General features: G+C 69.8%; 25 protein-coding genes. 22 read left to right on the top strand and 3 right to left on the bottom strand.

What is annotated here, in order from left to right:
- The first annotated feature begins 3 nt into the window (after positions 1-3).
- The 4 genes from NV348_RS05115 to ffh all read left to right on the top strand — a co-directional run bounded on the left by NV348_RS05115 (position 4) and on the right by ffh (position 4,932).
- Positions 4-342, top strand: a complete 339-nt coding sequence (locus tag NV348_RS05115; RefSeq protein WP_110036141.1) for a P-II family nitrogen regulator — start codon at positions 4-6, stop codon at positions 340-342.
- A gap of 82 nt (positions 343-424) precedes the next feature.
- Positions 425-2,866 (top strand): [protein-PII] uridylyltransferase, encoded by a 2,442-nt coding sequence (locus NV348_RS05110; protein ID WP_447145942.1) that lies wholly within the window; start codon positions 425-427, stop codon positions 2,864-2,866.
- Between the two features lie 133 nt (positions 2,867-2,999).
- The gene (locus NV348_RS05105) at positions 3,000-3,314 is read left to right on the top strand and encodes a hypothetical protein (protein ID WP_447145941.1); all 315 of its coding nucleotides are present in this window, start codon (positions 3,000-3,002) and stop codon (positions 3,312-3,314) included.
- Between the two features lie 55 nt (positions 3,315-3,369).
- Positions 3,370-4,932, top strand: a complete 1,563-nt coding sequence (gene ffh / locus NV348_RS05100) for a signal recognition particle protein (protein ID WP_447145940.1) — start codon at positions 3,370-3,372, stop codon at positions 4,930-4,932.
- Between the two features lie 172 nt (positions 4,933-5,104).
- Here the strand turns inward: ffh and NV348_RS05095 are convergent, their stop codons facing one another.
- Entirely contained in the window at positions 5,105-5,896 is a 792-nt protein-coding gene (locus NV348_RS05095) for a phosphatidylethanolamine N-methyltransferase family domain-containing protein (RefSeq protein WP_447145939.1), read from the bottom strand.
- A gap of 105 nt (positions 5,897-6,001) precedes the next feature.
- Between NV348_RS05095 and NV348_RS05090 the strand changes: the two genes are divergently transcribed.
- The 7 genes from NV348_RS05090 (at position 6,002) to trmD (ending at position 10,900) form a co-directional block, all read left to right on the top strand.
- Positions 6,002-6,820, top strand: a complete 819-nt coding sequence (locus tag NV348_RS05090; RefSeq protein WP_447145938.1) for a nuclear transport factor 2 family protein — start codon at positions 6,002-6,004, stop codon at positions 6,818-6,820.
- A gap of 92 nt (positions 6,821-6,912) precedes the next feature.
- Positions 6,913-8,007, top strand: coding sequence for a metal-dependent hydrolase family protein (locus NV348_RS05085; RefSeq protein WP_447145937.1), 1,095 nt, complete (start codon positions 6,913-6,915; stop codon positions 8,005-8,007).
- 207 nt (positions 8,008-8,214) lie between these two features.
- A complete protein-coding gene (locus NV348_RS05080) occupies positions 8,215-8,793 on the top strand; it encodes a Uma2 family endonuclease (RefSeq protein WP_447145936.1) in 579 nt (192 codons plus the stop codon).
- A gap of 203 nt (positions 8,794-8,996) precedes the next feature.
- Entirely contained in the window at positions 8,997-9,434 is a 438-nt protein-coding gene (gene rpsP / locus NV348_RS05075; protein ID WP_218716827.1) for a 30S ribosomal protein S16, read from the top strand.
- On the top strand, positions 9,434-9,676 hold the full coding sequence (locus tag NV348_RS05070; protein WP_019048210.1) for an RNA-binding protein: 243 nt from the start codon (positions 9,434-9,436) through the stop codon (positions 9,674-9,676). Before rpsP ends, NV348_RS05070 begins: the two co-directional genes overlap by 1 nt.
- Positions 9,677-10,201, top strand: coding sequence for a ribosome maturation factor RimM (gene rimM / locus NV348_RS05065; RefSeq protein ID WP_447145935.1), 525 nt, complete (start codon positions 9,677-9,679; stop codon positions 10,199-10,201). It abuts the gene before it with no gap.
- A gap of 3 nt (positions 10,202-10,204) precedes the next feature.
- The gene (gene trmD / locus NV348_RS05060) at positions 10,205-10,900 is read left to right on the top strand and encodes a tRNA (guanosine(37)-N1)-methyltransferase TrmD (RefSeq protein ID WP_447145934.1); all 696 of its coding nucleotides are present in this window, start codon (positions 10,205-10,207) and stop codon (positions 10,898-10,900) included.
- Here the strand turns inward: trmD and NV348_RS05055 are convergent.
- Both NV348_RS05055 and NV348_RS05050 read right to left on the bottom strand, forming a co-directional pair.
- Positions 10,897-11,265: a VOC family protein gene (locus tag NV348_RS05055; RefSeq protein WP_447145933.1), complete on the bottom strand. Its 369-nt coding sequence runs from the start codon at positions 11,263-11,265 to the stop codon at positions 10,897-10,899. The genes trmD and NV348_RS05055 overlap by 4 nt on opposite strands.
- Before the next feature lie 343 nt (positions 11,266-11,608).
- A complete protein-coding gene (locus NV348_RS05050) occupies positions 11,609-12,460 on the bottom strand; it encodes a helix-turn-helix transcriptional regulator (RefSeq protein WP_447145932.1) in 852 nt (283 codons plus the stop codon).
- Positions 12,461-12,555: 95 nt separating this feature from the next.
- On the opposite strand from NV348_RS05050, the gene NV348_RS05045 reads away from it, so the two are divergent.
- From NV348_RS05045 to dprA, 11 genes are all read left to right on the top strand, one after another.
- Positions 12,556-14,184 (top strand): AMP-binding protein, encoded by a 1,629-nt coding sequence (locus NV348_RS05045; protein ID WP_447145931.1) that lies wholly within the window; start codon positions 12,556-12,558, stop codon positions 14,182-14,184.
- Positions 14,184-15,797, top strand: a complete 1,614-nt coding sequence (locus NV348_RS05040) for an AMP-binding protein (RefSeq protein ID WP_447145930.1) — start codon at positions 14,184-14,186, stop codon at positions 15,795-15,797. The genes NV348_RS05045 and NV348_RS05040 overlap by 1 nt, the downstream gene beginning before the upstream one ends.
- A gap of 346 nt (positions 15,798-16,143) precedes the next feature.
- Positions 16,144-18,570, top strand: coding sequence for a Tex family protein (locus NV348_RS05035; RefSeq protein ID WP_447145929.1), 2,427 nt, complete (start codon positions 16,144-16,146; stop codon positions 18,568-18,570).
- A gap of 21 nt (positions 18,571-18,591) precedes the next feature.
- On the top strand, positions 18,592-19,482 hold the full coding sequence (locus tag NV348_RS05030) for a hypothetical protein (RefSeq protein WP_447145928.1): 891 nt from the start codon (positions 18,592-18,594) through the stop codon (positions 19,480-19,482).
- Positions 19,483-19,646: 164 nt separating this feature from the next.
- Complete coding sequence (gene rplS / locus NV348_RS05025) at positions 19,647-19,988, top strand: 50S ribosomal protein L19 (protein ID WP_019048201.1); 342 nt, start codon at positions 19,647-19,649, stop codon at positions 19,986-19,988.
- 85 nt (positions 19,989-20,073) lie between these two features.
- The gene (lepB, locus tag NV348_RS05020; protein ID WP_447145927.1) at positions 20,074-20,838 is read left to right on the top strand and encodes a signal peptidase I; all 765 of its coding nucleotides are present in this window, start codon (positions 20,074-20,076) and stop codon (positions 20,836-20,838) included.
- Between the two features lie 30 nt (positions 20,839-20,868).
- The gene (locus NV348_RS05015; RefSeq protein WP_447145926.1) at positions 20,869-21,573 is read left to right on the top strand and encodes a ribonuclease HII; all 705 of its coding nucleotides are present in this window, start codon (positions 20,869-20,871) and stop codon (positions 21,571-21,573) included.
- Positions 21,574-21,619: 46 nt separating this feature from the next.
- The gene (locus NV348_RS05010) at positions 21,620-21,925 is read left to right on the top strand and encodes a DUF2469 domain-containing protein (protein ID WP_011210678.1); all 306 of its coding nucleotides are present in this window, start codon (positions 21,620-21,622) and stop codon (positions 21,923-21,925) included.
- 109 nt (positions 21,926-22,034) lie between these two features.
- On the top strand, positions 22,035-22,391 hold the full coding sequence (locus tag NV348_RS05005; protein WP_447145925.1) for a YraN family protein: 357 nt from the start codon (positions 22,035-22,037) through the stop codon (positions 22,389-22,391).
- Positions 22,391-23,899 carry a YifB family Mg chelatase-like AAA ATPase gene (locus NV348_RS05000; protein WP_447145924.1) on the top strand — a complete coding sequence of 503 codons (1,509 nt, stop codon included), beginning with the start codon at positions 22,391-22,393 and terminating at the stop codon, positions 23,897-23,899. The genes NV348_RS05005 and NV348_RS05000 overlap by 1 nt, the downstream gene beginning before the upstream one ends.
- A gap of 68 nt (positions 23,900-23,967) precedes the next feature.
- Positions 23,968-25,197, top strand: coding sequence for a DNA-processing protein DprA (gene dprA, locus NV348_RS04995; RefSeq protein WP_447150943.1), 1,230 nt, complete (start codon positions 23,968-23,970; stop codon positions 25,195-25,197).
- Positions 25,198-25,246 lie beyond the last annotated feature (49 nt).

Raw genomic sequence — 25,246 nt, 5'->3', positions numbered from 1 at the left:
AACATGAAACTGGTTACGGCAATCGTCAAACCGTTCACGCTCGAAGACGTGAAAACCGGGCTGGAACAGGCAGGCGTGCTCGGCATGACCGTCAGCGAAGTCCAGGGGTACGGCCGGCAGAAGGGCCACACCGAGGTCTACCGCGGTGCGGAGTACTCGGTGGACTTCGTTCCGAAGGTCCGGGTCGAGGTCGTCGTCGACGATGCGTCGGTCGAGAAGGTCGTCGAGGTGATCGTCGAGGCCTCGCGCACCGGGAAGATCGGTGACGGCAAGGTGTGGGTGACCCCGGTGGACACCATCATCCGAGTCCGCACCGGCGAACGCGGAAGCGACGCACTGTAATTCGGTAGCGACGCACGGTTGTAAACGATCGAGCGGCGGCCCCGCTCCCACCGGCACGACCGGTCGGGGCGGGGCCGCCCGCATGAATGGCGGTGGGACTGTGGCACAACAGAACGGCGGTATTCAGAACAACGGGGCGGCAGACCTGGTCAAGGCCAGGGCACAGCTGCTCGACGGGGCGGGGACCCGAAATCCCCGGCTCGATCCGGAATCGCTGCGCGCGGCCCTGGTCGACCTGTTCGAACTGTGGCTCACCAGCAAGGGCAACGAACTCGGCATCACCGCCGACAGCGGCCTGGCCGTCGTCGCGGTCGGTGGCCTCGGCCGTCGCGAGATGCTGCCGTTCTCCGATCTGGATCTGGTGCTGCTGCACGACGACGTCGACCCGGCCGTGGTGTCGGAGGTCGCCGACCAGCTCTGGTATCCGCTGTGGGACGCCCACATCAAGCTCGATCACAGCGTGCGTACCGTCCCGCAGGCGCTGCGGGTGGCCGCCGACGACATGGTCGCCGCGCTCGGCCTGCTCGAGGCCCGCCACATCGTCGGCGACGAGGACCTGTCCAATCTGCTCATCGGCGGGGTGCGCCGGGAGTGGCGGACCGGCATCAGGTCCCGCTTCGACGAACTGATCGCCCAGACCACCGCGCGCTGGCAGCGCAGCGGCGAGATCGCCCACCGCGCCGAGCCCGACCTCAAGAACGGCCGCGGCGGCCTGCGTGACATCCAGCTGCTCGACGCACTCGCCATCGCCCAGCTGACCGACGCCATGCCCGGCCTCGGCCCCGAAGTCCCCGGCGGCGGCCTGAAGCAGGCCCACCGGCGGCTGCTCGACGTGCGCACCGAACTACACCGGGTCGCCGGTCGCGCCCGCGACCAGCTGCGTGCCCAGGACGCCGACGAGATCGGCGCCGCGCTCCGCATCGGCGACCGTTTCGATCTGGCCCGCACGCTGAGCGATTCGGCGCGCACGGTGAGCTACTCGACCGACGTCGGCCTGCGCACCGCGGCCAACGCGCTGCCGCGCCGCGGTCTGGCCAGACTGCGGCGGATGCCGGTGCGCCGACCACTCGATGAGGGGGTGGTCGAGCACTCCGGCGAGGTGGTGCTGGCCAGGGACGCGCGGCCGCAGCGCGATCCCGGCCTGATCCTGCGGGTCGCCGCCGCCTCGGCGCAGACCGGGCTGCCGATGTCGGCGACCACGCTCAACCGGCTCTCCGAGGACGCGCCGGAACTGCGCGAGCCGTGGCCCAAAGACGCGCTCAACGACCTGCTGGTGCTGCTGGGCGCGGGCCGCGGCAGCATCGACGCGGTCGAGGCGCTGGATCGGACCGGCCTGTGGGGCAGGCTGTTTCCCGAGTGGGGCGCCGTGCGCGACCTGCCGCCGCGCGACGCCCTGCACACCTGGACCGTCGACCGGCACCTGATGGAGACCGTCGCCTACGCGGGCGCGCTCAGCACCAGGGTCGCCCGGCCGGACCTGCTCGCGCTCGGCGCGCTGCTGCACGACATCGGCAAGGGCAGGGCGGGCGATCACAGCGTCGTCGGTGCCGAACTGGCCACCCACATCGGCCGCAGGCTCGGCCTGTGGCCCTCGGACGTGCGCACGCTCAGCGCGATCGTGCGCCACCATCTGCTGTTGCCCGACACCGCGACCCGGCGTGACCTGGCCGATCCGGAGACCGTCCGGTTCGTCGCCGACGCGCTCGGCGGTGACGTCGGTCTGCTCGAGCTGCTGCACGCGCTCGCCGAAGCCGACTCGATGGCCACCGGCCCCGGCGTCTGGGGTGACTGGAAGGCCTCGCTCATCGGCGATCTGGTGCGGCGCTGCAAGCTGGTGATGGCGGGGGAGCCGCTGCCGCAGCCGGAACCGATCGACCCCGAGCTACTGGAGAAGGCGCGGGTGGGTGGCGTGCATGTCACCCTCACGCCGGGCGAGGGCAAGCACACCTACCTGGTGAACGTCATCGCTCCCGACGAGCCCGGCCTGCTCTCCGACGCCGCGGGCGTGCTGGCCCTGCACTCGCTGCGGGTGCTGTCGGCCTCGCTCGGCAGCGCGGGGGAGTCGGCGATCAACACCTTCGCGGTGACCCCGAAGTTCGGTGACCCGCCCGACGCGGGTCTGCTGCGCCAGGAGCTGATCCGGGCCACCACCGGTGCGCTGAACCTGCCCGAGGTGCTCGCCAAGCGGGAGACCGAGGCGGTCGGCGCCGGACCGGGCCGGTTCGCGCGGGCCCAGCCGCGGATGATCTGGTCGGCCACCAGCACGCCGGGGCAGGTGATTCTCGAACTGCGCGCCGAGGATCGGATCGGCCTGCTCAGCAGGCTGGCGGGCACCTTCGCGACGGCCGGGGTGAACGTGCGCTGGGCCAAGGTCGTCACGATGGGTTCGGCCGTGGTCGACGCCTTCTGTCTCGATCTGGGTGACACCGACAGCCCGCAGCTACGCGACCGCATCGAGAAGGCGGTGCTGGATGTGGTCCCGCTCCCTGCGCCACCGCCGCCCGTGGCGGCGACCGCCGACTGAGACAGTCAGGACACAGTTTCACCACCGATTGCTATCAGGTTGCCCGTCAACGGTCGGCGATGCCCGATCGGTCGAGATCAGACCTATAGCATTCGAGAGGTCTGGCTGTCACTCGTTCGAGGGGAGCAGATCTGTGGCTATCGAAGTCGTATCCGCATCGATGATGACCTGCGACGCGACGACGCATATCGCGCGCTGCGTCGGCGGTGACCTGTGGGTGGTTTCGTGGCTACCGGGACGTACGCTCACCGGCGCCCAGGCCCTGGCGGCGATGACCATCGCCTCCACCACCGCCCGGCACGTCGACAGTCCCGATGCCGAATGGGAGCGGATCGAGTCGCTCTCGCGTGAACTGGGTCTCACCGGCCGGGAAGCGGTGTACCTGGTGAACATCGAAAATCACGAATTGCGGCGCACCGCCCCACCGCACGTGCGGCACCGGGAATAACACCCATTACCCTGGGAGGGCAATAGACGTCCCTTTCAGATCAGGAGCGCGATCGGTGTTCGAATCCCTGTCCGACCGGCTTACCGGTGCACTGCAGGATCTGCGCGGTAAGGGGCGTCTGTCACCGGCCGACATCGACGCCACCGCGCGCGAGATCCGCCTCGCCCTGCTCGAAGCCGACGTCGCGCTGCCCGTGGTGCGCGGCTTCATCGCCAATGTCAAGGAGCGCGCCAAGGGCGCCGAGGTCTCCGCGGCGCTGAACCCGGCCCAGCAGGTCGTCAAGATCGTCAACGAGGAGCTCGTCGCGATCCTCGGCGGCGAGACCCGCAGGCTCAACCTCGCCAAGAACCCGCCGACGGTCATCATGCTGGCCGGTCTGCAGGGCGCCGGTAAGACCACCCTGGCGGGCAAGCTCGCCAAGTGGCTGCGCGATCAGGGCCATCAGCCGCTGCTGGTCGCCTGTGACCTCCAGCGTCCCGGCGCGGTCACCCAGCTGCAGGTCGTCGGTGAGCGCGCGGGCGTGCCCGTGTTCGCCCCGCACCCCGGCACCTCCGTCGGCGGCGGCGAGAACCCGCTCGGGATCTCCGCGGCCGACCCGGTCGGCGTCGCCCGCGCCGGTATCGAAGAGGCCAAGGCCAAGCAGCACGACGTGGTCATCGTCGACACCGCAGGCCGCCTCGGTATCGACGCCGAGCTGATGCGCCAGGCCGCGGGCATCCGCGACGCCGTGCAGCCCGACGAGACCCTGTTCGTGCTCGACGCGATGATCGGTCAGGACGCGGTCAGCACCGCCGAGGCGTTCCGCGACGGCGTCGGCTTCACCGGTGTCGTGCTCACCAAGCTCGACGGCGACGCCCGCGGTGGTGCCGCGCTGTCGGTCCGTAACGTGACCGGTTCGCCGATCATGTTCGCCTCCACCGGCGAGAAGCTCGAGGACTTCGACGTCTTCCACCCGGACCGGATGGCCTCGCGCATTCTCGGCATGGGTGACGTGCTCACCCTGATCGAGCAGGCCGAGCAGGTCTACGACGCCCAGCAGGCCGAGGAGACCGCTCGCAAGATCGGCAGCGGCGAGCTCACCCTCGAGGACTTCCTCGACCAGATGCTGGCCATCCGCAAGATGGGCCCGATCGGCAATCTGCTGGGCATGCTGCCCGGCGCCGGGCAGATGAAGGACGTGCTGGCCCAGGTCGACGACAAGCAGCTCGACCGGGTGCAGGCGATCATCCGCGGCATGACCCCCGCCGAGCGCGACAACCCGAAGATCATCAACGCCTCCCGGCGCCTGCGCATCGCCAACGGCTCGGGCGTGCAGGTCTCCGAGGTCAACCAGCTCGTCGACCGTTTCTTCGAGGCCAAGAAGATGATGGCCATGATGGGCCGTCAGATGGGCCTGCCCGGCGCGCGCCGCGGCAACAACAAGAAGGGCAAGAAGGGCAAGAAGGGTGGGCGTGGCCCGACTCCGCCGAAGATGCGCGGTGGTTTCCCCGGCATGCCCGCCGGGATGCCCGGTCTGCCGCCGGGCATGGATCTGTCGCAGATGCCGCCCGGGCTCGACCAGCTGCCGCCCGGTCTGGAAGGCATCGACCTGTCGCAGCTGAAGTTCCCCAAGAACTGAGCTGGGTTATTTGAGCGCTGGTGCGCTCGAGTCGCGGCCCCTTGTGTCCCGCCGATCAGCGGCAGTTGCTTGCTCCTTCGTCGCTTGCGCAACTGCCGCTGATCGGCGGGACGGCCGCGACCGCCGCTGCGCGGCGAACCCTCCTCGAGGTCGGGTTGTGCGGGGTGAGTTGTCAGATCACGCCGGGGATCAGGGCTTTGCGGGTTGGGGGGTAGTCGACGAACTTCTCCCGGTACCAGCGGTGCGTCGCGAAGGCGCGTGGCACCAGGTTGCCCGCGGTGATCAGGAAGATGACCACGCCGGCCAATGACCAGGTGAGTAGCGCGAACCCGGCCCAGGCGATCAGTTCGCCCAGGTAGGCCGGGCTGCTGACGAAACGGAAGCCGCCGCCGTACGGGATGCGGTACTCGGCCGCGCCGGGGTTGTTCTTGTCGCGCAGGTTGCGCACGATCGCCTCCGACCGCACCAGCAGCGCGAAGCCGCACAGGTACACGACGAGCCCGATCAGGAAGCGCGGATCGGTGAGCCAGGCGGTGCTGTACTGGTTCTTGTAGTCGTGGCTGAAGAACGCGCCGTTGAGGTAGCCGTGCAGCGAGGTCACGAACACCCCGGCCGCGACGACCGAGAAGTTGAAGCTGCTCTTCTTGCCCGGCACCTGCCGGATGGAGAGCGGGAAGAACCAGCCGCGATTGCCGTAGTGCAGCAGCCAGATCGCCGCCAGCACCAGCGGCACGGGCTCGAACCGGTCGGGCCCGCTGAGATAGAACACCGCGAACACGACGGTCGCGGGCAGTTCCATCAGCCACCAGCCCAGTTTGGGGTTGAGATTGAAGCCGATCGAGGTCGAGGCGAAACGGCCGTAGGGACTCTGCGCGAACAGTCCGCCCACGATCACGAACGCGGCGAAGGCGAAGGCGATGGCCAGCACCGTGTCGTAGATGGCGTTCCCGGTGTACCAGTCCATCGAGATTCCTTTGTCCAACAGCGCGCCGAGCACGATCGCCGACGCAAAACTAGAACACGTTCTATCATGGATCGGGCAGGGGCAGCGCGACTATGGAGGACCTACATGCCGTTGGATCGGACCGCGGAAGACCTGCTGGCGGCGGTACAGGCCTCGCCCCGCGCGGTGGCCGCACACGACAAGGACGCCTGGGTCGGGCTGTTCGTCGACAACGCGGCGGTGCACGATCCGTACGGCGCGCGCGAACACATCGGCCGCGAGGCGATCTCGCGGTTCTACAACGTCTTCATCGCGCCGAACTCCATCGCCTTCCGGGTCGAGCGCGACCTGGTCGCCGGGCGCACGGTGGTGCGCGACCTGCACATCGAGACCACCATGTCGACCGGCGCCACCGTCACCGTGCCCATGCACCTGCGCTACGACCTGATCGAATCCGCGGGCGGCTGGCGGATCGCCCGGCTGGCCGCGCACTGGGAACTGGCGGTGATGATCCGGCGGCTCATGGGCACCGGAACGGCCGGGGTGCTGGCCGGGACCAAGCTCGGCCCGCAACTGGTCTCCGAGCTGGGCGTCGACGGGGCGATGGGCATGATGCGCGGCCTGCGCAGCGTGGGCGCGACGGGCAAGCGGGTCGTCGGCAGGCTGTTCGGTGCCGCCGCCGCGGGTGACCTGGCCGGCGTGCGCGATCTGCTCGGCGCGCGGGCGGCGGTGGAACTGCCCGCCGGGCAGCCGGTCGACGCGGCGGGGTTCGCCGAGCTCGCGCGAGACATGCAGTGGGACAAGATGATCGCCGCAGGGCGCACGGTCAGCGCGAGCGTGCGGATCGGCGCGGCGCGGGGAGTGGCCTTCGTCGATTTCGCGGCCGACGCGCCGCGCGTCATCGCCGTGACGGTCTTCCTCGACGGCCCGCTGCCCAGCCGCTAGCCGCCGCGAGCCGGTTCCCGGCCCGGTCGACGCGAGTGCGTCGGCCGAGCGCGGGCGGTAGGTTGGGGCCAGGCCGACGTCTGGAGGTTCGTGTGCATCTGCGTGGTGTGGTTCTCCCCGGTGACGAGGAGCGCGACCTCTGGGTCGTCGACGGGCTCGTCACCTTCGAGCCGGTGCCCGGGGCCGAAACCCTGTGCCGCACCGGCTGGATCGTCCCCGGCCTGGTCGACGCGCACTGCCACGTCGGTATCCGCTACGGCGGCGGCGACGAGACCCGCGAGGGCGCGATCGAGCAGGCGGAGACCGAGCGCGACGCGGGCGCGCTGCTGCTGCGTGACGCGGGCTCGCCGATCGACACCCGCTTCATCGACGAGCACATCGAGCTCCCGCGCATCATCCGCGCGGGCCGCCACATCGCCCGCCCCAAGCGCTATATCCGCGAACTGGGCATCGAGCTCGACGACGAACGCGACCTGCCGGAGATCGTCGCCGAGCAGGCCCGCTTCGGCGACGGCTGGGTCAAGATCGTGGGCGACTGGATCGACCGTTCCGTCGGTGACCTGCGCCCGCTGTGGAGCGACGACATCCTGAAGCAGGCGATCGACGCCGCCCACGCCAACGGCGCCCGCGTCACCGCCCACGTCTTCGGCGAGGACGCCCTGCCCGGCCTGATCAACGCCGGCATCGACTGTCTCGAACACGGCACCGGCATCACCGACGACACCATCGAACTGATGCTCGCCCACGGCACCGCGCTGGTCCCCACCCTGATCAATATCGACACCTTCCCCGGCATCGCCGACGGCGCAGGCAAGTTCCCCGTCTACGCCGCCCACATGCGTGACCTGCACCGCCGCGTCCGCGACACGGTCGGCAAGGCGCACGAGGCCGGCGTGCCCATCTACGCGGGTACCGACGCGGGCGGTTCCATCCGCCATGGCCGCATCGCCGACGAGATCGCCGCTCTCGGCGGCGCGGGCCTCTCGCCCCACGACGCGCTGGGCGCCGCCTCCTGGAACGCCCGCACCTGGCTGGGCCGCCCGAGCATCGAGGAAGGCGCTCCCGCCGACTTCGTGGTCTATTCCGACGACCCCCGGACCACCCCGGCTGCCCTCACCGACCCCGAGTGGGTCGTCCTGCGCGGCCTGGTCGTCAAGACTCCGAACCCGGTCACCGGCCACCGCTGAGGTCCGGTTGCCGCCGGGTGCGACGAGCGGGCATGTTCCGCGGCGTTCTCCCAGGTCGCGGGAGCGCTGGTCTGTAGAGTTGTCTACACGCTGCAAACATGTGCAAACATGCGATCGAGGTTGAATCGGTTGTTCTGCGGCCGAGTATCAGTCCGGTCCGAGTTGTCCAATTGTCGGTACGACCAGGGGAGATCGGCGGAGATGACGATGAGCGCCGAGGTTTCGATGATCCACCCGTTGGGCCCGAAGACTGTGGAAGACTGGCTCGCCGAAGAGCAGCCGGCGGATGGATCGCGACTCGAACTCATCTGGGGGTACCTGCACATGACGCCGCCGCCAGGTGGTCCGCATCAGTACGCCGCCGGTGAATTGTTCGTCACCCTGCGTGCTGCTGTTCGTGCCGTGGACCGGCCGGACCTGACGGTCTTGCCCGCCGTCGGAGTGCGGATCAGCACACCGTTGCGCACGAGCATCATCCCGGATGTCGTGGTGGTCGATGCCTCGGCTGACCACACCACCTTCGCCGCCGATGACGTCCTTCTGGCCGTGGAGGTCTGGTCGCCGGGAAACAGCCGCGAGGAACGCGATACCAAGATCGCCGCATACGCCTCTGCTCGCGTCCCCTACCTGTGGATCGTCGAACTCCCGGACGGTAAGCCCGCCCGATTCTGGGGCTACTCGCTGGGAGAGTCCGGCTACCGCCAGGAAGTGTTCGCCGCCGACGGCGAGTCGGTGAAGGCGCCCGGCCCGGTGCCGGTGGTGGTCGACACCGAGCAGTTGCGCTGAGGTAGCGCTGAGCAGCCGGAGCTGATTTCGGGGAGCGCGTACCCGTCTGGCACAATGAACAACCGTCCTTCCTGGACAGTGTCAGCCCGTCTCCGGTCACGTACCGCGCGGCGGTCACGCACTTCATGCGCGAAACCGGACCCGCAGACCATGCGGGTCGCCGAATCGCGTGGTGACCAAACTACTGAAAGAGGCAGATCAGCATGGCTGTTCGCATCAAGCTCACCCGCCTGGGCAAGATCCGCAACCCGCAGTACCGCGTGGTTGTCGCCGACGCCCGCACCCGTCGTGACGGCCGGGCCATCGAGGCCATCGGCAAGTACCACCCGAAGGAAGAGCCTTCGCTGATCGAGATCGATGCCGATCGCGTCGCGTACTGGCTGTCCGTCGGCGCGCAGCCGACCGAGTCCGTGCAGCGTCTGCTGGAGATCACCGGCGACTGGCAGAAGTTCAAGGGCCTGCCGGGCACCGAGGGCACCCTCAAGGTGAAGGCCGCCAAGCCGTCCAAGCTGGACCTGTTCAACGCCGCGCTGGCCGCCGCCGACAACGAGCCCGTCGCCGAGGCCGTCACCCCCAAGAAGAAGGCCGCCAAGAAGGACGAGGAGGCCGCCGAGGCCCCCGCCGCTGAGGCTGCCGAGTAATGACCGCCGTTGTTGCCGATGCCGTCGAACATCTGGTTCGCGGCATCGTCGCCAACCCCGATGACGTCCGCGTCGAGCTGATCACCGGCCGCCGCGGGCGCACCGTCGAGGTGCACGTCCACCCCGAGGACCTGGGCAAGGTGATCGGACGCGGTGGTCGTACCGCGACCGCGCTGCGCACCCTGGTCGCCGGCATCGGTGGCCGTGGTATCCGGGTCGACGTGGTCGACACCGACGCCTAGATGGAACTCGTCGTAGGTCGGGTCGCCAAGTCGCACGGCGTGCGCGGCGAACTCGTCGTCGAAGTGCGCACCGACGAGCCGGAACTCCGGTTCGCGCCCGGTGCCACCCTGCACGGCAGGATGCCGAAATCCGCGGCGACCCGCGACTACACCGTGAAGTCGGCCCGAGAGCACTCGGGCCGGCTTCTGGTCTTCGTCGACGGCGTCGCCGATCGCACCGCGGCCGACGCGCTGCGCGGCATGCTGTTCGTCGTCGACAGTGAAACGCTGCCCCCGTCCGAGGACGCGGACGCCTTCTACGACCACGAGCTCGAGGGCCTGCGGGTCGAGCTCACCGACGGCACCGTCGTCGGCGAGGTCACCGAGGTGCTGCACTCGGCCGCGGGCGAACTGCTGTCGGTGCGTGCCGCCGACGACGGCCGCGAGATTCTCATTCCCTTCGTCACCGCTATCGTGCCGACCGTGTCGATCGCCGATGGACTGGTGGTCATCGATCCGCCCGAGGGCCTGCTCGATCCGGAGTAATTCGTGCAACTCGACATCGTCACGATCTTTCCGGAGTACCTCGAGCCGCTGCGGACCGCGCTGCTCGGCAAGGCCGTCGACAAGGGCCTGATCTCGATCGGCGTACACGACCTGCGTGACTGGACGCACGACGTGCACAAGTCGGTCGATGATTCGCCCTACGGCGGCGGCCCCGGCATGGTCATGAAGCCCACCGTCTGGGGCGACGCGCTCGACGCGGTCTGCCCCGACGACGCCCTGCTCGTCGTCCCCACCCCCGCCGGGGTGCCGTTCACCCAGGCCACCGCGCAGCGCTGGTCCACCGAACGGCACCTGGTCTTCGCGTGCGGCCGCTACGAGGGCATCGATCAACGCGTCTTCGACGACGCCGCCCGCCGCGTCCGCGTCGAAGAGGTGAGCATCGGCGACTACGTGCTCATCGGCGGCGAGGCCGCCGTGCTGGTGATGACCGAGGCCGTGGTGCGGCTGATTCCCGGCGTGCTCGGCAATCAGCAGTCCCACCAGGAGGATTCGTTCTCCGACGGGCTGCTCGAGGGCCCCAGCTACACCCGCCCGGTCTCCTGGCGTGGCCTCGACGTGCCGCCGATCCTGCTTTCCGGTGATCACGCCAAGGTGGCCGCCTGGCGGCGCGAGCGGTCACTGGAACGCACCCGCGACCGCAGGCCGGATCTGCTCCCGGAGCCGGAACTCCCGCGCTAGGCGGTCACCACCCGGGTGGTGATACAGAACGGATGCCCGGCCGGGTCGAGCAGCACGCGCCAACGCGGGTCCTGTTGCACCGGAGCCGGTTTGGCGCCGATCGCCATCGCGTGCTGTTCGCACAGATCCAGGTCGGCGTCGGCGGCCAGCTCCAGCTGCACGGCGGCGCTGCCCGGCCACTGCGGCGGGTAGTAGTCCTCGACGCGTTGCGCGGCGACCGTCAGCCCGGACGGGAGCCGGATTCCGACACTGTGGACGTCGTTCCACAGCACGCGGCCACCGAGCAGCCCGAGATAGAAGCGGGCGAGGGTTTCGGGGTCGTCACAGTCCAGCGAGACGCCGGCCAGTTGGAAAGGCTCCGTCATCGGACCGACGCTACCGGGCCGGATCGACGTCCAGATTGTTTTGTCCCAAAGATATTCGGGTATCCGGAAGGGTAATTCGTTGTGTCATCGTCCAGGATGAGGATTGCTCGTTCCATCCGGAATAGCTTCCAGTGCAACGGTACTCGGCGGTCCGGCCGGTCCGGTCCGGCGTCGTCGCCCATGTTCCCAGTACAGACCGTGCGTCCCTGGACGATTCGATGTCCGGCGCGGCCCGGTCGTACCGGATGCCGGGTCCGCGGCGGCGGACCGGGCCCGGCGGCATCGCCGATCGCGCGCGTGCGTGCCGGCCGTTACGACGGCCGGGAGGGTGACCGATCACACATCAGGGCAGCAGTCCGTGGCGCCGGGCCAGCGCCACCGCTTCGTGCCGGGTCCGCGCGTCGAGCTTGGTCATCGCCTGCCGCAGATAGCTCTTGACGGTCTCCGCGCCGAGTGAGAGTCGCAGTGCCGCTTCCTGGTTGGTGCAGCCGAGCGCGATCTGGGCGAGAACGTCGAGTTCGCGCCGCGACAGCCGCGGTACCTCCGCCGCCGGGTCGCCGGACAGCACTCCCGTCAGCCGATCGCACACCCCGGACAGTTGCGCACGCAACGCCGCGTCGCCACTGGCCGCCGCCATGGCGCGCAGCTCGGCGTGGATCTCGCGGAGTTCCTCGGTGACCGCGGGCGTGGCGGGCGTGGCGGGCGCCGCGAGCGCGAGCATCCTGACCCGCCGGTCCACCTCGTCGCGCACCCCGATCTCGGCGGCCAGCCGCCTGCTCGCCTGCAGGATCACCTCGGTCGTGCGATCGCCGATCGGGCCCGCGCCCCGGGTGGCCGCGTACAGCACCGCGCGCGGCCGGTCGTCCACCACCACCGGCACCGCGACCACCGAGCGCAGGCCCTCACCGCACACCGGGCCGTCGTAGTGGTGGGTGATGGTGGAGGCGCCGCGATAGTCGGCCACCGAGGCGGGTCTGCGGCGGTCCATGGCCTGGCCGCCGAGCCCGGACGTGCGCAGCACCGTCAGCCCGCGCAGCCCGGTGGTGACGGTGCCGACGAACTCGGTGAGCAGCAGGGCGTCCTCGTCGACCGCGCCGCCGAAGATCACCGGGACATTCGCCCGGCGCGCCACCCAGCGGATCTCCGCGCGCAACGCATCGGCGTCGCGGGGGCGCAACAGAGCAGTGGCCGGCATCGGTCACCCCTTTTCGGGGGTAGTGGCGAACGTGAGGTGTGCCACATTCTAAGACAAGACCTGGCGGCCCGGCCCAGGTGTTGAGGAGAACTGCGATGAGTACCGACCTGGACGCGCGAGTGCGCGACCTGCTCGAGAGTTACGACGGACCCGAGGCCTGTGCGGCCGAGCTGCTGTGTGATCGCCATCCGGCCGAGCGGATCGCGTTCACCGTCGTCGAGTCCGACCTGAGCGCGCACGAGCTGACCTACGGCGAACTGCGGGAGCGATCGGCGCGCTTCGCGGCGGCGCTGGCCGAGCTCGGCGTCGAGCCGGGCGACCGGGTCGCGACGCTGATGGCGAAGTCCGCCGATCTGGTGGTGGCGTTGCTCGGCATCTGGCGGCGCGGCGCGGTGCACGTCCCGCTGTTCACCGCCTTCGCGCCGCCCGCGATCGGCTTCCGGCTCACGGCGAGCCGCACGAAGGTGGTCGTCGCCGACGCCGATCAGGCGCCGAAGCTGGCCGGCAGCGCGGACATCCCCGCCGATCCGGACCGCCGCACGATCGTCGTCGGCGACACCGATGCCCCCGACGCCCTGCGCTTCGCCGACCTGCTCGCCGCGCACCGCGCCGACGACCCGCGCGCGGACCCGGTGGCCGTCGGCGGCGACGGCCTGCTCGTCCAGTTGTTCACCAGCGGCACCACCGGTACCCCCAAGGGTGTGCCCATCCCCGTGCGGTCGCTGGCCTCCTTCCACGCCTACCAGGAGTTCGCCCTGGATGTCCGCTCCGAGGACGTCTACTGGAACGCGGCGGATCCGGGCTGGGCGTACGGGCTCTACTACGCGATCCTGGCCCCGCTGGCGAGTGGGACGCGCAGCCTGCTGCTGCACGCCGGCTTCTCCGCCCCGCTCACCCTGGACGTCCTGCGCCGGTTCGGTGTCACCAACTTCGCCGCCGCGCCGACGGTCTACCGCGCGCTGCGCGCGGGTGCTGTCCCCGAGGGGATCACGCTGCGCCGGGCGTCGTCGGCGGGCGAACCGCTGACCCCCGATGTCGTCGCCTGGTCGGAGCGGGCGCTCGGGGTCGCGGTGCGCGATCACTACGGCCAGACCGAGCACGGCATGGTCATCTGCCACGCCTGGCACTCGGACGTCGACCGGCCCGCCCCGCTCGGCTCGATGGGCACCGAGCTGCCCGGCTGGACGTGTGCGGTGCTGGCCGACGACGCCGACGTCGAGGCCGCGCCCGGCGAGATCGGCCGGGTCGCCATCGACACCGACCACAGCCCGCTGCTGTGGTTCCTCGGCTACCTCGACGCCCCCGAACGCACCGCGAGCCGGTTCAGCGCCGACGGCCGCTGGTACCTCACCGGCGACGTCGGCGCCCGCGACGCGGACGGCTTCTTCCACTTCAGCTCGCGCGACGACGACGTGATCATCATGGCCGGCTACCGGATCGGCCCGTTCGAGGTCGAGAGCGTGCTGGTGCTGCACGACCGGGTGGCCGAGGCCGCCGTCGTCGGTATGCCGGACGAACTGCGCGGCGAAGTACTCGAAGCGTTCGTCGTGCTGCGCGACGGCGCCGAGGGCGGCGCCGAGCTGACCGCGGAGCTGCAGCGGCTGGTCAAGGACAAGTTCGCGGCGCACGCCTACCCCCGTCAGGTCCACTACGTGGCGAGCCTGCCGAAAACACCGAGTGGCAAAGTGCAGCGTTTCCTGCTGCGCGGCAAGGAGATCCGCTGATGCCCGAACTGAGTTACGCCCACGGCCTGACCGGCACCCCGCTGCTCGGCGACACCATCGGCGCGAACCTCGACCGCACCGTGGCCGCCCACCCGGACCGCGACGCGCTGATCGACCGCCCGACCGGACGCCGCTGGACCTACCGCGAGCTGGGCGTCGCGGTCGACGCCGTCGCGACCGGCCTCGCCGACCTCGGCATCGGCGCGGGTGACCGGGTCGGGATCTGGGCGCCCAACTGCGCGGAATGGTTCCTCGTCCAGTACGCCACCGCCAAGCTGGGTGCGGTGCTGGTCAATATCAATCCCGCCTACCGCACCAGCGAACTCGAGTTCGTGCTGCGGCAGGCGGGCATCCGTCAGCTGATCGCCGCACCGGAGTTCAAGACCTCGAACTACGTGGCGATGATCGACGACGTCCGGCCGAATTGCCCCGACCTGGAACTGGTCCTCATCCTCGGCGGGCCGCAGTGGCAGGAGATCGCGGCCACCGAGCCCGATACCGCGCTCCTGGCCGGGATCGCCGCGACGCTGTCGGCCGACGACCCGATCAATATCCAGTACACCTCGGGCACAACGGGTTTCCCGAAGGGCGCCACGCTCAGCCATCACAACATCCTCAACAACGGCTTCTTCGTCGGTGAACTGTGCGGCTACACCGAGGTCGACCGGATCTGCGTGCCGGTGCCGTACTACCACTGCTTCGGCATGGTCATGGGCAATCTCGCGGCCACCTCGCACGGTGCGGCCGTGGTGATTCCGGCGCCCGCGTTCGATCCGGCGGCGACCCTGGCCGCCGTCGCCGCCGAGCGCTGCACCTCGCTCTACGGCGTCCCGACGATGTTCATCGCGATGCTGGCCGAGCTCGACGCCGGTGCCACCCCGGATCTGTCGAGCCTGCGCACCGGCATCATGGCGGGCTCGCCGTGCCCGGTGGAGGTGATGAAGCGGGTCATCGACCAGCTGGGGATGACCGAGGTGTCCATCTGTTACGGCATGACCGAGACGTCACCGGTGTCCACCCAGACCCGCAGCGACGACAGCATCGAGCGCCGCACCGCCACCATCGGCCGGGTCGGCCCGCACCTCGAGGTGAAGGTGGTCGACCCGGCGACCGGGCGCACCCTGCCGCGCGGCGAGGCGGGCGAACTGTGCACCCGCGGCTACTCGGTGATGCTCGGCTACTGGGACCAGCCCGACAAGACGGCCGAGGCGATCGACGCGGCCCGGTGGATGCACACCGGCGACATCGGCGTCATGGACGACGACGGCTACCTCTCGGTCACCGGCCGGATCAAGGACATGGTGATCCGCGGCGGCGAGAACATCTACCCCCGCGAGATCGAGGAATTCCTCTACACCCACCCCGATGTCGTCGACGCCCAGGTCATCGGCGTCCCCGACGACAAGTACGGCGAGGAACTGATGGTCTGGCTCCGCCTCCGCGAGGGCGCGCCCCTCCTCGACGCCGTGGCGATCCGTGCCTTCTGCACCGGCCGCCTCGCTCACTACAAGATCCCGCGCTACGTCCATGTCGTGGACGAGTTCCCGATGACGGTCACCGGCAAGATCCGCAAGGCCGAGATGCGCGAGCTGGCCAGGGACATCCTCGGCTGATCCACCGGAACCCCGCCTCTCCCGGCACCACTCGACACGACGCCGGATTCGCGACCGGCTGGAAACGCCATCTGGTCATAGCGAATTCGGCCCACTACGGCTTCACCGACATGCCGTCGCTGGTGCCAGGGCCCACCCGGCCGCCCGCCGCGCGGTACATCGGCACCATCGACCCTGATCGGATGACATTTCTCGGGCGTGCCTATGTCGCCGCGATGTTCGACAAGTTCCTGCGCGAGCGCATCGATACGCCGCTGGATCGTCCCGTGCGCGAGCCCGAGGTGGCGACAGTCCGCTGACCTGGGAGTCGGCCGGGTGTCGGGGAAGAGCTGTAGTCTCTGCGGTCGTGACGACAGCGCCCGAGACCGCCCGTTCGACGTCGAACGGCACTCCGACCGACAGCACGACCATCCTCGCCAGCGTGGGCAGACGGATCGCCGACGAACTGGGGGTGCGCGAGACCCAGGTGCGCGCCGCCGTCGAACTGCTCGACGGCGGTTCGACGGTGCCCTTCATCGCGCGCTACCGCAAGGAGGTCACCGGCGGCCTCGACGATGCCCAGTTGCGTCAGCTCGACGAGCGGCTCGGCTATCTGCGTGAGCTCGACGAGCGGCGCGGCGCGATCATCGAATCCATCCGGGGCCAAGGCAAACTCGACCCGGCGCTGCACCAGCAGATCATGCTCGCCGAGACCAAGGCCCGCCTCGAGGACATCTACCTGCCGTACAAGCCCAAGCGCCGCACCAAGGCGCAGATCGCGCGCGAGGCCGGGCACGAGCCGGTGGCCGACGCACTGATCGGCGACCCGACCACCGACCCGGCCGGCTACACCGCCGAACAGCTCGAGGGCGCCCGCGCCATCCTGGTCGAGCGGTTCGCCGAGGACGCCGACCTGGTCGGCGAGCTGCGCGAACTGATGTGGAACCGCGGCCAGGTCACCTCGACCGTCCGCGCGGGCAAGGAGGAAGCCGGCGCCAAGTTCGCCGACTACTTCGAGTTCAGCGAGCCGTTCCACAAGCTGCCCTCGCACCGGATCCTGGCGCTGCTGCGAGGCGAGAAGGAAGAGGTGCTCACCCTGCACCTCGAGCCGGACATCGACGAGCCCGCGCCGGGCGAGCGCACGATCTACGAGGGCCGCATCGCCGTCGCCTTCGGCATCGCCGACCAGGGCCGCCCGGCCGACTCCTGGCTGCTCGACACCGTGCGCTGGGCCTGGCGCACCAAGCTGCAGGTGAGCCTGGGTATCGACACCCGGATGCGGTTGCGCCAGGCCGCCGAGAAGGACGCCGTCGACGTGTTCGCCGCGAACCTGCGCGACCTGCTGCTCGCCGCACCGGCGGGCACCCGCACCACCATGGGCCTGGACCCCGGCTACCGCACCGGCGTGAAGGTCGCGGTCGTCGACTCGACCGGCAAGGCGGTGGCGACCGAGGTCATCTACCCGCACAAGCCGCAGGGCCAGACCGAGAAGTCGCTGGCCGTGCTCGCCGCGCTGGTCGCCCGGTTCGGCGTGGAGCTCATCGCCATCGGCAACGGCACCGCCTCGCGCGAGACCGATGCCCTGGCCACCGAACTGATCTCGCGTATCCCCGAGAACAAGCCCACCAAGATCGTGGTGTCGGAAGCAGGCGCCTCGGTGTACTCGGCCTCGGCCTACGCCTCGGCCGAACTGCCCGACATGGATGTGTCGCTGCGCGGCGCGGTCTCCATCGCCCGCCGCCTGCAGGACCCGCTGGCCGAGCTGGTGAAGATCGACCCCAAGTCGATCGGTGTCGGCCAGTACCAGCACGACGTCTCCGAGACGCTGCTGGCCCGCTCGCTGGGTGCGGTCGTCGAGGACGCGGTGAACGCGGTCGGTGTCGACGTGAACACCGCCTCGGTGCCGCTGCTCTCGCGCGTGTCGGGTGTCTCCGGTTCGGTCGCGGAAAGCATTGTGGCGCACCGTGATCAGAACGGCCCCTTCCGCAGCCGGACCGCGCTGCTCGAGGTGCCCCGGCTCGGTCCCAAGGCCTTCGAACAGTGCGCGGGCTTCCTGCGCATCCGCGGCGGCGACGACCCGCTCGACACCTCCGCCGTGCACCCCGAGGCCTACCCGGTGGTGCGCCGGATTCTCGAGCACACCGGCCGCCCGATGGCCGAGGTCATCGGCAACACCGGCACCCTGCGCGCACTGCGGCCCGCCGACTTCACCGACGAGAAGTTCGGTGTGCCCACCGTCAGCGACATCATCGCCGAGCTGGAGAAGCCCGGCCGCGACCCGCGCCCGGAGTTCAAGACCGCCGAATTCGCGGCGGGCGTGGAGAAGGTCGCCGACCTGGAGCCAGGCATGGTGCTCGAGGGCGTTGTCACGAATGTGGCCGCGTTCGGCGCGTTCGTCGACGTCGGCGTGCACCAGGACGGCCTGGTGCACGTCTCGGCCATGTCGCACACCTTCGTCAAGGACCCGCGCGAAGTGGTCAAGTCCGGTGACGTCGTGAAGGTCAAGGTGCTGGAGGTCGACGTCGCCCGGCAGCGGATCGGGCTGAGTTTGCGGCTCGACGACGAGCCCGGCAAGCCCGCGCAGGGGGACAATCGTGGTGGCGGCGCACCGCGCGGCCAGAACCGTGGTCAGGGTCGTCCGCAGGGCGGCCGTGGTCAGGGCCCGGATCGTGGACAGGCGCAGGGACGCGGCCAGGCCCAGCAGGGGCGTGGCGGCAACCCGCGCAAGCCCGCGGCCGAGCCGAGCGGATCGATGGCCGACGCGCTGCGCCGGGCGGGATTCGGCGGCAAGTAACTCGACGACAGGGCGGGCGGCATGCGACGGTGGCTCGAAGACGATGTGATCGCGCACGGCCGCCTGCCCCTGTTGTGCTTCCTGCTGGGGTTCATCCTCGGTTTCGTGGTCATCCGGATCAGCGTGCGGATGATCAGGGCCAACGTGCGGTGGTGGCCGGGCAATGTCACAGCCGGCGACACCCACATCCATCACATGGTCTTCGGCGTCGTCACGGTGCTGCTGTCGGGCATCGGGCTGATCGCCACCGCCGAGGACTCCACCCAGGTCACCTCCAGCGTGCTCGCCGCGGTGTTCGGGGTCGGCGCGGCGCTGGTACTCGACGAGTTCGCGCTGATCTTCTACCTGCGTGACGTCTACTGGGAGGAACAGGGACGCACCTCGGTGGACGCGGTCTTCGTCGCGCTCGCCGTCACCGGTCTGCTGCTGCTCGGCGTGCAACCGGCGACCTTCCTCGACTACGACGATTTCCGGCAGTCGCGCGGCATCGGCGTCCGCATCGCGGTTCTGGGCACCCTGCTGCTGAACCTGGGCCTGGCGGCGGTGGTGATCGCCAAGGGCAAGATCTGGACGGGCCTGTTCGGCATGTTCTTCACGCCGCTGCTGCTGATCGGCGCGATCCGGCTCAGCAGGCCCGGCGCGCCGTGGGCACGCTGGCGCTACGGCAACCGAGCCAAGACCATGAACCGGGCCATCGCCAGGGAGCGGCGCTACCGGCGTCCGGTGATCCGCGCGAAGATCTTCATCCAGGACCTGATCGCCGGCAAGCCCGACGTCGAGCACGCGAAGATGGCGGCCGAGGCCGAGCTCGCGCGGCGGGTGGTCGCGGCGCCGGCCGCACCGCCGCCGCATCCGCATCTGCTCCCGCGTAGCCGGGCCGACGCCACGGCCGACACCTCGGCGGGGGAGTGACCCCGGTCGCCCGATTTCAGTCCGGAGTGCCTGGTCTGGCACAATGAACCGGTTGCCTCGGCCGAGTTGTGTCCGTGAGCACTCCTGTTCTGAGCATGAACCGGTCGAGCGCGTCAGTGCCGCCAGGTTCCTCTGTTCGCGCAAAGAATCCGAAAAGGTGGAAAATGAACACCCTTGACTTCGTCGACGAGAAGTCGCTGCGTAGCGATGTCCCCGATTTCCGTCCGGGCGACACCCTGAACGTGCACGTGAAGGTCATCGAAGGCTCGAAGGAGCGCATCCAGGTCTTCAAGGGCGTCGTGATTCGGCGTCAGGGCGGCGGCATCGGCGAGACCTTCACGGTCCGCAAGGTGTCCTTCGGCGTGGGTGTCGAGCGCACCTTCCCGGTGCACAGCCCCAACATCGACCACATCGATGTCGTGACCCGCGGTGACGTGCGTCGCGCCAAGCTGTACTACCTGCGCGATCTGCGCGGTAAGGCCGCCAAGATCAAGGAAAAGCGCTGATCGTGCGGTAGCTGTTCGCAGCACAGAGATTTCCGGTAGCCCGGCGCTCCGACTTCGGTCGGGGCGCCGGGCTACTCTGTTCGGCGTGGCAGACGAAAGTGGGTCGGTGTCGGTGTCCGATTCGGGCGACGAAGGTGGGCGGCGCAAGCGCAAGCGCGGCGACGAGAAGCAGCGACCGTTCTGGCAGGAGCTGCCGATTCTGATCGTGATCGCGGCCGTGATCGCCGCGCTGATGGTGACTTTCGTCGGACGGCCGTATGTGATCCCGTCGCAGTCGATGGAGAACACGCTGCTGATCGGCGACCGCATCTATGTCGAGAAGATCAGTTACTACGGTTCCGACCCCGGTCCCGGCGACGTCGTGGTCTTCGTCGGCCCGCCGTCGTGGAACGGGCACTACAAGTCGGTCCGCTCCGACAACACCGTCGTGCGCGGGCTGCAGAACTTCCTGTCCTATTTCGGGCTGGTCCCGCCCGACGAGAACGATCTCGTCAAGCGCGTCATCGCCGTCGGCGGGCAGACCGTGCAGTGCTGTGATCCGCAGGGCCGGGTGATGGTCGACGGCAAACCGCTCGACGAGCCGTACATCAAGAAGGACTACCCCTGGTTCACCGACCGCCCCAACGCGGTCTACCCGGCGGGCCGGGTCTTCGGTCCGGTGAAGGTGCCCGAGGGCAATCTGTGGGTGATGGGCGACAACCGCAACGAGTCGGCCGATTCGCGCGCTCACGTCAGCGACGATCTGCAAGGCACCGTGCCGGTGGACAACGTGCGCGGCAAGACGGTGTTCAAGATCTGGCCGCCGAGCCGGATCGGTCCGGTGAAGACGCAGAACGCGCAGGAAAACTGACACGCGACGAGACACGGGGACAATCGAACTGTGGGGCAGGATCGGACCAACTGGCCGCCGCGGGTGGTGATGCGCCGCGCCGGGGGCCTGCGCACGCTCGAGGCGGCGCTCATCCGCAGCGGTCTCGGCCCGGTGGCCGGTGTCGACGAGGCGGGCCGCGGCCCGTGCGCCGGACCGCTGGTGGTCGCCGCGTGCCTGCTGGCGCCCAAGGCCTACGACAAGTTGTCCGGGCTCGACGACTCCAAGAAACTCACGGAGGCGGCCCGTGAGGAGCTGTTCCCGGTCGTTCAGCGGTTGGCGCTGGCCTACAGCGTCGTCGTGGTGCCCGCGTGGGAGATCGACTCGATCGGGATCCACGTCGCCAATATCGAGGGCATGCGCCGGGCCGTCGTCGGCCTGGGCCGTACGCCCGGCTATATCCTGACCGACGGTTTCAAGGTCCCGGGGCTGCCCGCGCCCTCGCTGCCGGTCATCGGCGGCGACGCCACGGCGGCCTGTATCGCGGCGGCGAGCATCCTGGCCAAGGTGACCAGAGACCGGATGATGGTCGAGCTCGACGGGCAGTTGCCCGGATACGGTTTCGCGGCGCACAAGGGCTACAACACGCCCGAGCACACCGCCGCGCTCCGGCAGCTCGGACCGAGCACCGAACATCGCCGGTCCTGGCGCAATGTGCGCGAACTCGAGCTGCCCGGCGGTAGCCGAGTGGCTACTCGTGCCGCGCATGCGCGATGATGTCCACTATGAACGCGGCGCTGCTAGAAGGAGGACGGCCCACCCGATGAGTGCTGAGGACCTCGAGAAGTACGAAACCGAGATGGAACTGTCGCTGTACCGCGAGTACAAGGACATCGTCGGCCAGTTCTCGTACGTGGTGGAGACCGAACGTCGCTTCTACCTGGCCAATTCTGTCGAATTGCGGCCCCAGAACGCCGACGGCGAGGTCTACTTCGAAGTGCGGATGAGCGATGCGTGGGTGTGGGACATGTACCGCCCGGCGCGCTTCGTCAAGCACGTACGAGTGATCACGTTCAAGGACGTGAACATCGAAGAGCTGGAGAAGCCGGACCTGCGCCTGCCGGAATGACGGCGCACCGCCGGCCTGGTTGTCCACAGGCCGGCGGTTGTCCACAGGATTGTTGTCCGCCCAGGTCACCGGGCCGGGCGCGACGGTGTCGATCGGCATGCTTCGACCCGTGGCAGACAAACAGGCGCTCGGCGCATACGGGGAGAAGCTCGCCGCGCAGTTCTTGCGCGAGTCGGGGATGGAGATCGTCGCCCGCAATTGGCGATGCCGCTACGGCGAACTGGACCTGATCGTCCAGGACCCGTCGGTGACGGCGTTCGTCGAGGTCAAGACGCGGTCGGGCCTGGGGTTCGGCATCCCGGCCGAATCGGTCACCTTCAGCAAACAGCAGCGGATCCGTCGGCTCGCGCTGCTGTGGCTGGCCGAGCAGGAAGGCCCGTGGCGGCGGATCCGGTTCGACGTGGTGTCGGTGCTGGTCCCGCGCGGGCACCGGCCGGTCATCGACCACCTGGCCGGAGCCTTCTGATGGCGCTCGGTCGCGCGTTGTCGGTGGCGGTGACCGGTGTCGACGGTCAGCTGGTGGAGATCGAGGCCGATATCGGCCAGGGTCTGCCCTCGGTGAATCTGGTCGGCCTGCCCGACACGGCCCTGCAGGAGTCACGCAATCGAGTACGCTCGGCGGTCGCCAACACGGGGGAGAAGTGGCCCGACGGCCGGGTGATCCTGGCGTTGTCCCCGGCCACCCTGCCGAAGGTCGGCAGTGTCTACGACCTGGCGCTGGCGATCTCGGTGCTCGACGCGTCCGGGGCGGTGCCGGGGGAGCGGCTGCCGAAGACCGTACTGCTGGGTGAGCTGGCGCTCGACGGTCGGGTGCGGCGGGTGCGCGGGGTACTGCCCGCGGTGATCGCCGCGCGCACCGCCGGCGTGCCGACGGTGATCGTGCCCGCGGCGGCGGTGGCCGAGGCCGGGTTGGTCGAGGGGATCGAGGTGCTCGGCGCGGTCAGTCTGCGCGCGGTGGTCGCCTGGCTGCGTGGGGAAGGCGGTCTGCTGGAACCGGACGGGATGGTGCCGGGGGCGCAGGCGCCCAGCGGTGATCTGAGCGATGTCGTCGGTCAGGACGAGGCGCGATGGGCGCTGGAGGTCGCGGCGGCCGGTGGCCATCACCTGTTGCTGACGGGACCACCCGGGATCGGCAAAACGATGCTGGCGCAACGCCTTCCCGGCTTGCTGCCGCCGCTGTCGGAGGCCGAGTCGCTGGAGGTCACGGCGATCCACTCGATGGCGGGATCACTGTCCGCCGAACAACCGCTGATGACACTGCCGCCGTTCGTCGCCCCGCACCACTCGACCTCGGTGACCGCCATGATCGGCGGCGGGTCCGGTATGGCGCGGCCGGGGGCGGTGAGCCGGGCGCATCGCGGGGTGCTGTTCCTCGACGAATGCGCGGAGATCGGCACGAAAGTGCTGGAGGCGCTGCGGACTCCGCTCGAGGAAGGCGAGGTGCGGATCGCCCGGCGCGACGGTGTCGCGCGGTACCCGGCCCGATTCCAGCTCGTCCTCGCGGCCAACCCCTGCCCGTGCGCACCCGCCCGCGACGTCGACTGCATCTGCGCGCCACTGGCCCGGCGCCGCTACCTCGGCAAACTGTCCGGACCACTGCTGGATCGGATCGATATCTGGGTGCAGATGCGCGGTCAGGCCGGCGCGACATTCGGTGACGAGCGGGTCGAGAGCAGTGCCGGTGTCGCCGCGCGGGTCGCGCGGGCACGCGGGCTGGCGCTGGAGCGCTGGCGCGCCGACGGCTGGGCGACCAATGCCGAGGTGCCGGGACATGTTCTGCGGCAGCGGTTCCGGTTGCCGCGGGAGTCGATCGCACCGATCGAGACGGCATTGCGGCTGGGGCGGATGTCGGCCCGGGGTGCCGACCGGGCGATCCGCGTCGCGTGGACGGTCTGCGATCTGCGCGGCGGGGAGCTGCCGAGCGTGCAGGACGTGCTGTCGGCGTTGAACTTCCGGCAGCGAGGCACACAATGAGCGGCCTGCGCGCAGATGACCGTCGCGCTCGGACTCGATCCGCTGTGGTCGGGACCGCGCCCGTGGAGCTGGATGGTGACAGCGATGAACGCAGGCTCGCCTGGGTGTATCTGTCGCGGGTGGTGCAGGGTCCGTGTGCGCCGTTGTCGGCGCTGATCGCCTCGGTCGGGGTGTGCGAGGCGGCGCGGGCCGTGCGCGAGCGCGAACTGCCGGAGGCGCTGCGAGGACCGACGGCGGCGCGGCGGGAGATCGACACGGCGGCCGCCGATCTGGCGGCGATGCAGCGGCTGGGCGGACGGGTCATCACACCGGACGACGACGAGTGGCCCGGCTGGCGAATGCTCGGCCTCGACCAGCTCGACAGCGAGCGTGACCGCGAGGGTGCGGTGCCGCTGGTGCTGTGGGCGCGCGGCCCGCTCTCGCTGCAGACGGCGTCCGAACGTGCTGTCGCCGTGGTCGGTTCGCGCTGCAGCAGCGGGTACGGGGTGCAGGTGGCGAGTGAGATCGCCTGCGACCTGGCCGGGCGCGGCTGGACCATCGTGTCCGGAGCGGCATTCGGCATCGATGCGGCAGCGCACCGCGCGGCACTCGCGGTCGGCGGGCCGACCGTCGCCGTGCTGGCCTGTGGCGTCGACCGGCCCTACCCTGCCCAGCACGACCGCCTGCTGTCCGCCATCGCCGACACCGGCTTGGTCCTCAGTGAGTACCCGCCGGGCACCAGCGCGCAGAAGCACCGATTCCTGGCCCGCAACCGGCTCATCGCGACCCTCGGTGACGGTGTCCTCGTCGTCGAAGCCGGCCTGCGCAGCGGCGCCCGCAACACCGTGAAATGGGCTCGCCGCCTCGGCCGCCCCGCGATGGCCGTGCCCGGCCCCGTCGGATCCGCGTCCTCGGCCGGCTGCCACCGCATGATCCGCGAGGGCGAAGCCCTCCTCGTCACCCGCGCCGAAGACGTCATCGACGAGGCGGGCCCCCTCCGCCTCCCGGTCCCCGACGACACCACCACCGACCCCGCCGCCCACCTCCGCGGCGCCGAAGCCGACATCTACGCTGCCCTCCCCGCCATCGGCTCCCGCCTACCCCTGGACCTCGCCCACCAATCCGGCCACGACGTCGCCACCGTCCGCGCGATCCTCCCCGGCCTGGAACTCGCCGACCTCGTCGGTTGCGATTCCGATGGGTGGTTCCGAACCCGAGGCCGCATGGTCGACGTGAGGTGGGCCGTCGTCGACCAGCGAATGACGAGGGGCCGCTTGCGTCGGCGACATATCGCGCTGCACCGTCAGCGAGATCGCTGAGCCCGTGGATCGCGCGGGCGCCCGCTGCTTGCGGTCGGCCGGGTCGGCC

Source organism: Nocardia fodinahabitans, from assembly GCF_052983615.1.
This window is presented reverse-complemented; position numbering and strand designations above follow the sequence as displayed.

Excerpts from the sequence above, each read along its gene's own strand:
- NV348_RS05115 (WP_110036141.1), top strand. The coding sequence starts at position 4 with ATGAAACTGGTTACGGCAATCGTCAAACCGTTCACGCTCGAAGACGTG.
- NV348_RS05110 (WP_447145942.1), top strand. The coding sequence starts at position 425 with ATGAATGGCGGTGGGACTGTGGCACAACAGAACGGCGGTATTCAGAAC.
- NV348_RS05095 (WP_447145939.1), bottom strand. The coding sequence starts at position 5,896 with ATGGACTGGTACACCGGGAACGCCATCTACGACACGGTGCTGGCCATC.
- NV348_RS05090 (WP_447145938.1), top strand. The coding sequence starts at position 6,002 with ATGCCGTTGGATCGGACCGCGGAAGACCTGCTGGCGGCGGTACAGGCC.
- NV348_RS05080 (WP_447145936.1), top strand. The coding sequence starts at position 8,215 with ATGAGCGCCGAGGTTTCGATGATCCACCCGTTGGGCCCGAAGACTGTG.
- rpsP (WP_218716827.1), top strand. The coding sequence starts at position 8,997 with ATGGCTGTTCGCATCAAGCTCACCCGCCTGGGCAAGATCCGCAACCCG.
- NV348_RS05070 (WP_019048210.1), top strand. The coding sequence starts at position 9,434 with ATGACCGCCGTTGTTGCCGATGCCGTCGAACATCTGGTTCGCGGCATC.
- rimM (WP_447145935.1), top strand. The coding sequence starts at position 9,677 with ATGGAACTCGTCGTAGGTCGGGTCGCCAAGTCGCACGGCGTGCGCGGC.
- NV348_RS05055 (WP_447145933.1), bottom strand. The coding sequence starts at position 11,265 with ATGACGGAGCCTTTCCAACTGGCCGGCGTCTCGCTGGACTGTGACGAC.
- NV348_RS05050 (WP_447145932.1), bottom strand. The coding sequence starts at position 12,460 with ATGCCGGCCACTGCTCTGTTGCGCCCCCGCGACGCCGATGCGTTGCGC.
- NV348_RS05045 (WP_447145931.1), top strand. The coding sequence starts at position 12,556 with ATGAGTACCGACCTGGACGCGCGAGTGCGCGACCTGCTCGAGAGTTAC.
- NV348_RS05040 (WP_447145930.1), top strand. The coding sequence starts at position 14,184 with ATGCCCGAACTGAGTTACGCCCACGGCCTGACCGGCACCCCGCTGCTC.
- NV348_RS05030 (WP_447145928.1), top strand. The coding sequence starts at position 18,592 with ATGCGACGGTGGCTCGAAGACGATGTGATCGCGCACGGCCGCCTGCCC.
- rplS (WP_019048201.1), top strand. The coding sequence starts at position 19,647 with ATGAACACCCTTGACTTCGTCGACGAGAAGTCGCTGCGTAGCGATGTC.
- NV348_RS05010 (WP_011210678.1), top strand. The coding sequence starts at position 21,620 with ATGAGTGCTGAGGACCTCGAGAAGTACGAAACCGAGATGGAACTGTCG.
- NV348_RS05000 (WP_447145924.1), top strand. The coding sequence starts at position 22,391 with ATGGCGCTCGGTCGCGCGTTGTCGGTGGCGGTGACCGGTGTCGACGGT.